Origin of the sequence: Micromonospora sp. URMC 107, assembly GCF_051386315.1 — a bacterium.
Taxonomy (GTDB): Bacteria; Actinomycetota; Actinomycetes; order Mycobacteriales; family Micromonosporaceae; genus Micromonospora.
In genome coordinates this window covers 1-5484 of sequence record NZ_JBPQTK010000216.1, presented here as the reverse complement: position 1 = coordinate 5484, position 5484 = coordinate 1, and the positions used below count along the sequence as shown (strand labels likewise).

The 5484-nt window shown below is 70.7% G+C and carries 5 protein-coding genes; 4 read left to right on the top strand and 1 reads right to left on the bottom strand.

Going from position 1 to position 5484, the window contains the following annotated elements:
* Both ACSNN9_RS27580 and ACSNN9_RS27575 read left to right on the top strand, forming a co-directional pair.
* On the top strand, window positions 1-1069 hold a 1069-nt coding region (locus ACSNN9_RS27580; RefSeq protein WP_436676216.1), incomplete at its 5' end, for a spore photoproduct lyase family protein.
* A 21-nt stretch (window positions 1070-1090) separates the two neighbouring features.
* A complete protein-coding gene (locus tag ACSNN9_RS27575) occupies window positions 1091-1873 on the top strand; it encodes an alpha/beta hydrolase (protein WP_436676215.1) in 783 nt (260 codons plus the stop codon).
* Between the two features lie 37 nt (window positions 1874-1910).
* On the opposite strand, the gene ACSNN9_RS27570 is transcribed toward ACSNN9_RS27575, so the two are convergent.
* Window positions 1911-2369 (bottom strand): DinB family protein, encoded by a 459-nt coding sequence (locus ACSNN9_RS27570; protein WP_436676217.1) that lies wholly within the window; start codon window positions 2367-2369, stop codon window positions 1911-1913.
* A gap of 380 nt (window positions 2370-2749) precedes the next feature.
* On the opposite strand from ACSNN9_RS27570, the gene ACSNN9_RS27565 reads away from it, so the two are divergent.
* Both ACSNN9_RS27565 and ACSNN9_RS27560 read left to right on the top strand, forming a co-directional pair.
* Complete coding sequence (locus ACSNN9_RS27565; protein ID WP_436676214.1) at window positions 2750-3799, top strand: dipeptidase; 1050 nt, start codon at window positions 2750-2752, stop codon at window positions 3797-3799.
* 38 nt (window positions 3800-3837) lie between these two features.
* Window positions 3838-5448: an ABC transporter substrate-binding protein gene (locus ACSNN9_RS27560; RefSeq protein WP_436676212.1), complete on the top strand. Its 1611-nt coding sequence runs from the start codon at window positions 3838-3840 to the stop codon at window positions 5446-5448.
* Window positions 5449-5484 lie beyond the last annotated feature (36 nt).

Here is a 5484-nt window from a genome sequence, read left to right as displayed (position 1 = left end):
GGGGGGGCCGGCGCGGCGGTGGACGCCGCGCCGGGTCGTCGCCACGCCGGCCGCGCTGGACCACCCGCACGGCCGGCGGATCGCCGACCGGGTCGAGGCCCTGGGCATCGAGGTCGAGCGGCTGCGCGCCAACCGGCTCACCGGCGTCCGCGGCGACACCGAGCGGGAGACGTACGCGCGGGCGAAGGCGACGATGGCGATCGTGGTCAGCCCGCCGTCGCGCCGGCGGCTGCAACCCATCGCGCCCAGCGCGGACTGGCGCGTCGACCTGGCGGAGGGCTGCCCGGCCCACTGCCAGTACTGCTACCTGGCCGGCTCGCTGTCGGGGCCGCCGGTGACGCGGGTGTACGCCGACCTGGACGACATCCTCGCCGGCCTGGCCGAGTACGCCGGGCGGGGCACCGTGACCAGCCGTGACGCCGCGCGTGCCGGCGAGGGCACCACCTTCGAGGCGTCCTGCTACACCGACCCGCTCGCCCTGGAGCACCTCACCGGCAGCTGGCGGCGGGCCGTGGAGCACTTCGCCGGCTGGGACGCCCCGGTGCAGCTGCGCTGGACCACCAAGTACTCCGACGTCGACACGTTCGTCGGGCTGCCGCACGCCGGCCGCACCCGGGTCCGGTTCAGCGTCAACTGCCGGTCGGTCAGCGAGCGGCTGGAGGGCGGCACCGCCCCGGTGCCGGACCGGCTCGCGGCGCTGCGCCGACTCGCCCTCGACGGCTATCCCGTCGGGCTGACCGTCGCGCCGATCATGCCGCTGCCCGGCTGGCGGGAGCAGTACGGCGAGCTGCTCGACGCGGTGGCCGGCGCCGTCGCCGGGGTGCCGGAGCTCGACCTGACCGCCGAGCTGATCACCCACCGGTTCACCCCGGGCAGCAAGGAGGTGCTGCTCGGCTGGTACCCGCGCACGAGGCTGGAGATGGACGAGTCCGCCCGCAGCCGCAGGTACGGCAGGTTCGGCGCCGTCAAGTACGTCTACCCGCGCGACACCATGGCCGAGCTGCGCTCCTGGTTCGACCGCGAGGTGGCCGCCCGGCTGCCGGCCTGCCGCGTCCTGTACTGGACGTGAGGATGCGCTACGGTCGCGACCGTGGCCCTGATGCGCTGTGACTTCCACTCCGAGGCACTCGGTGTGAGCACGTCGATGACCGTGATCCTGCCGCAGCGGACCTCCTCGCAGATCGGCATGACCGGCAGCGCGCCGCGGGGCGCCCCGCCCGTGCTCTATTTGCTGCACGGCCTGTCCGACGACGACACCATCTGGCTGCGCCGCACCTCGATCGAGCGCTACGTCGCGCCGCTGGGCCTCGCCGTGGTGATGCCCCAGGCCGGGCGCAGCTTCTATGCCGACGAGGAGCACGGCAACCGGTACTGGACGTTCCTGAGCACCGAACTGCCCCGGGTGTGCCACGAGTTCTTCCGGCTCTCCGCGCGGCGGGAGGACACCTTCGTCGCCGGCCTGTCGATGGGCGGCTACGGGGCCGTCAAGTGGGCGCTGCGCGACCCGGGCCGGTTCGCGGCGGCGGCGAGCCTCTCCGGCGCGCTCGACGTGGTCAACCGCCGTCACCACCCGACCGCGCCCCTGGACCCCGACGTCTGGCACACCGTGTTCGGCGAGCGCGCCGCGATCGGCAGCGACGACGACACCGTCGCCCTGCTCGACCGGGTGCCCGCCGCCGACCGGCCGGCGCTCTACGTCGCCTGCGGCACGGAGGACTTCCTGTACGACGACAACCAGACCTTCGTCGCGGCGGCCCGCGAGCGGGGCGTCCCGCTGACCGTGGACTTCTCCCCCGGCACGCACGACTGGGCGTACTGGGACGCGAAGATCCAGGACGTGCTGGCCTGGCTGCCGCTACGCACCGGCGACTGAGCGGCCGGCCCCGGGCTCAGGCGGTCGGGCGCCGGGCTCAGGCGCCGACGGTGCCGTCGATGCCCTCGCGCAGCAGGTCGGCGTGGCCGTTGTGGCGGGCGTACTCGTGGATCAGGTGCAGCATCACCAGCCGCAGGGACACGTCCTCGCCGGACCTCGCGTGGTGGCCGGTCACGTCGAGCGACTCCGCCTCGCGCTCGATGCGGCGGGAGTGCGCGACCTCCCGCTGCCAGGCGTCGAACGCCTCGGCGCGGGTGGCGCCGCTCGCGTCGTACGCCACCTGGTAGTCGCCGGAGTCCGACCAGACCAGCGCGACGTCCTCGCCGTCGATGGTCCGGCGGAACCAGGCCCGCTCCACCTCCGCCATGTGCCGGACCAGGCCGAGCAGCGACAGCGTGGACGGAGGCATCGACTGCCGGCGCAGGTCCTCGTCGGAGAGCCCGTCGCACTTCATCGCGAGGGTCGCCCGGTGGTAGTCGAGGAAGGCGCGCAGCATCTCGCGCTCGTCCCCCGTGACGGGCGGCCCGATCCGTTCGGTGGTCACGGCTCACTCCCCTCCCGCGACGGCGGGGTCGCCGTCCGACGGTTGCCCCGCTCGAAGAGCCGGAACCCCTGATCCTGCCCGACGGCGCCGGACCGTGGCGGGCCGCCTCCGCCGCTTCGGACCTCGCGCCGGATCGGGATGACGCGATTCGACCGGTCCGTAGGCGGCTGTCCTGTTCGTTCCGCCGTGCTCCGCTACGGCGGCTAGCGATCCGCCATTTTGACGAAATTCGTCGCTGGCTAACGGTTATCTGACGAGTTTGCCAAGGTCTATGGACAGGAACCGGCGGCTCTCGTAGGGTCTCACCATCTTCCGATGATCCTGGAGATGACGTGAACACTGCCGCCACGGAAATTCCCGCCACCTCGGCGACCGATCTGCACGCCGCCGCCACCGTGGTGGACGGAAGCACGGTCATCGAGCTCAGCGACGCCCACCTCGACCGGATCCGGCGAGGCGGGGTAACCGCCGTCAACCACACGGTCACCAGGCCGTACGCGGACACGGTCACCGCCCTGCGGGAGGTGAACCGGTGCCGCAGGTGGATCGACGAGCACTCCGACGACGTGCTGCTCGCGCTGACCGTCGCCGACATCGAGCGAGCCAAGGCTGAGGGCAAGGAAGCCGTCATCTTCGGTCCGCAGGACACCGAGATGATCGGCGTCGACCTCGACCTGCTCGGCACCTTCTACGACCTCGGAGTCCGCATCCTGCAGCTGACCTACCAGCGGCAGAACCTGCTCGGCGCCGGCTGCGGCGAGGAGACCGACTCGGGTCTGACGCACCGGGGCCGCCGCTTCGTCCAGGCGATGGACGAGCTGGGCATCCTGGTCGACGTCTCGCACTGCGGCGAGCGCACCGGCCTGGACGCCATGGAGGCGTCCGCCAAGCCGGTCGTCGTGACCCACTCCTTCTGCGACGCGATGTCGCCGCACATCCGGGCCAAGTCCGACGGTTACCTGCGCAGCCTCGGCGAGCAGGGCGGCGTCATGGGTATCACCACCTTGTCAGGGTTCCTCTACTACCCGGACGACCCGTCCCGGCGTCCGGATCTGGCCCGCTTCGTCGAGCACGTCAGCCGCGTGGTGGAGGTGGCCGGGATCGACCACGTCGCGATCGCCACCGACTACGACGAGACGTGGACGGAGCCCATGCGGATCGCGCAGTTGAAGTCCATCGCGCAGTCGAAGTCCAAGGAGCAGCAGAACCTCCTCGGCGACTTCGGCTGGACCGAGCGCCGGGCGATCGGGATGGACGACGCCGCGGACTTCCCCAACTTCACCGAGGCGCTGCTGAACGGCGGCTTCTCGCCGGCAGACGTGACCAAGATCCTCGGCGGCAACTGGCTTCGGGTCTACGGGGAGACGTGGAAGCCGGCCTGACCTGTAAGCGCTGATTGTGACACCAGCCAAGGAGACCCATGCGAACTCGTGTTTTGACCAAGGTGCTGGCAGTGGGCGTCATCTCGGCGCTCGCCGCCGGCTGCGGAGGCGGTGAGCCTCCGTCCAAGAACAGCGGCAGCAGCTCCAACGACGGCCTGAGCGGCAGCGTCCGCCTCCAGGACGAGTCGCAGCCGGCAGGCACCCCGAAGTCCGGCGGTCGGCTGCGGATCATGATCCGGCTGGACGCCAACGAACTCGACCCGCACCGCATGTCGGAGACCTCGGCCTTCGTCATCAACGAGCAGATCTACGAGTCGCTGGTGCAGTCGTACCGGGGCGAGATCAAGCCGGCGATCGCGGAGTCGTGGGAGCAGAGCGCCGACGGCCTGACGGTGACGTTCAAGCTGCGTGACAACGCGGTCTTCCACAGCGGGCGCAAGGTGACCGCGGCGGACGTGAAGTACTCGATCGAACGAATCAAGGACCCGGCGACCCGGGCGCCACGGGCCCGTAGCTACGAGGGAATCACCGCGGTCACGGCGCTCGACGAGCGCACCGTCGAGATGAAGCTGGCCAAGCCGAACGCCGCCATCCTGACCCTGCTCTCCACCGCCGCCTCGTCCGTCGTGGACCGCACGGTGGTCGAGGCGGGCGGCCTCAACGGCAGCGTCGACGGCGGCAGCGGCCCGTTCAAGATGGCCTCGCGGGTCACCGGCCAGGCCATCAAGCTCGACAAGCACGCCCAGTACTGGGAGCAGGGCGTTCCCTACCTCGACGGGATGGACTTCACCTTCAACCCGGACGACAACGCCCGCGCCGCCGCCGTGCGCAGCGGCACGGTCGACTTCCTCTGGCGTCCCGCGCCCGAGTTCATCGACGCGCTCAAGCGCGACGAGAAGCTCAAGTGGTACGGCGGATCCGGGTCGCTCTCGCTGCACCTGCGGCTCAACACCTCCAAGGCCCCGTACGACAACGTGAAGGTCCGGCAGGCCATCTACCTCGCGCTCGACCGCCAGGAGATCCTCAACGTGGCCAACTCCGGCTTCGGGACCGCGCTCAACTCGGGTTACCTGCCGCCGGACCGGTTCGGCGCGGTGAAGGAGCCGATCTACGGCAAGGCCGACATCGAGAAGGCCAAGGCGCTGCTGGCCGAGGCGGGGTTGCCGAACGGCTTCGAGGCCAAGCTCATGGTCATCGCCACGTCGGCGTTCCAGGTGCGCTCGGCCGAGGTGGAGCAGCAGCAGCTCGCCAAGATCGGCATCAAGGTGACGATCGAGTCGGTCGAGTCGACCATCGCCGACACGAAGACGAAGTCCGCCGACTTCGACATGTACCAGTCGGGCTTCGGTCTGACGTACGACCCGGACGAGCGGTTCACCGCCAGCTTCCTCCCCGGCGGCGGCCTGAACTACGGCAACTGGACCGACAAGGAGTACGAGACCCTCGTCGTCCAGGCCCGCTCGGAGATGGACAAGGACAAGCGCGCCGCGCTCTACCAGCAGGCCGAGAAGATCCTGGCCGAGCGCGGGCCGGTGGCCATGACCTTCCTGAACGCGGACTTCGACGTGGTGCAGAAGGACGTCATGGGATACCAGGGCGACCCGACACCGACGTACCGCTTCTACCGGCACATCTGGCTCGACCGCTGACGTGCCGTGGGGGGGGGGGGGGGGGGGGGGGGGGGG

What these genes read in the sequence shown, in the direction of transcription:
- ACSNN9_RS27570 (WP_436676217.1), bottom strand. Translation starts at nt 2,369, where the DNA reads ATGCTGCGCGCCTTCCTCGACTACCACCGGGCGACCCTCGCGATGAAG.
- ACSNN9_RS27560 (WP_436676212.1), top strand. Translation starts at nt 3,838, where the DNA reads ATGCGAACTCGTGTTTTGACCAAGGTGCTGGCAGTGGGCGTCATCTCG.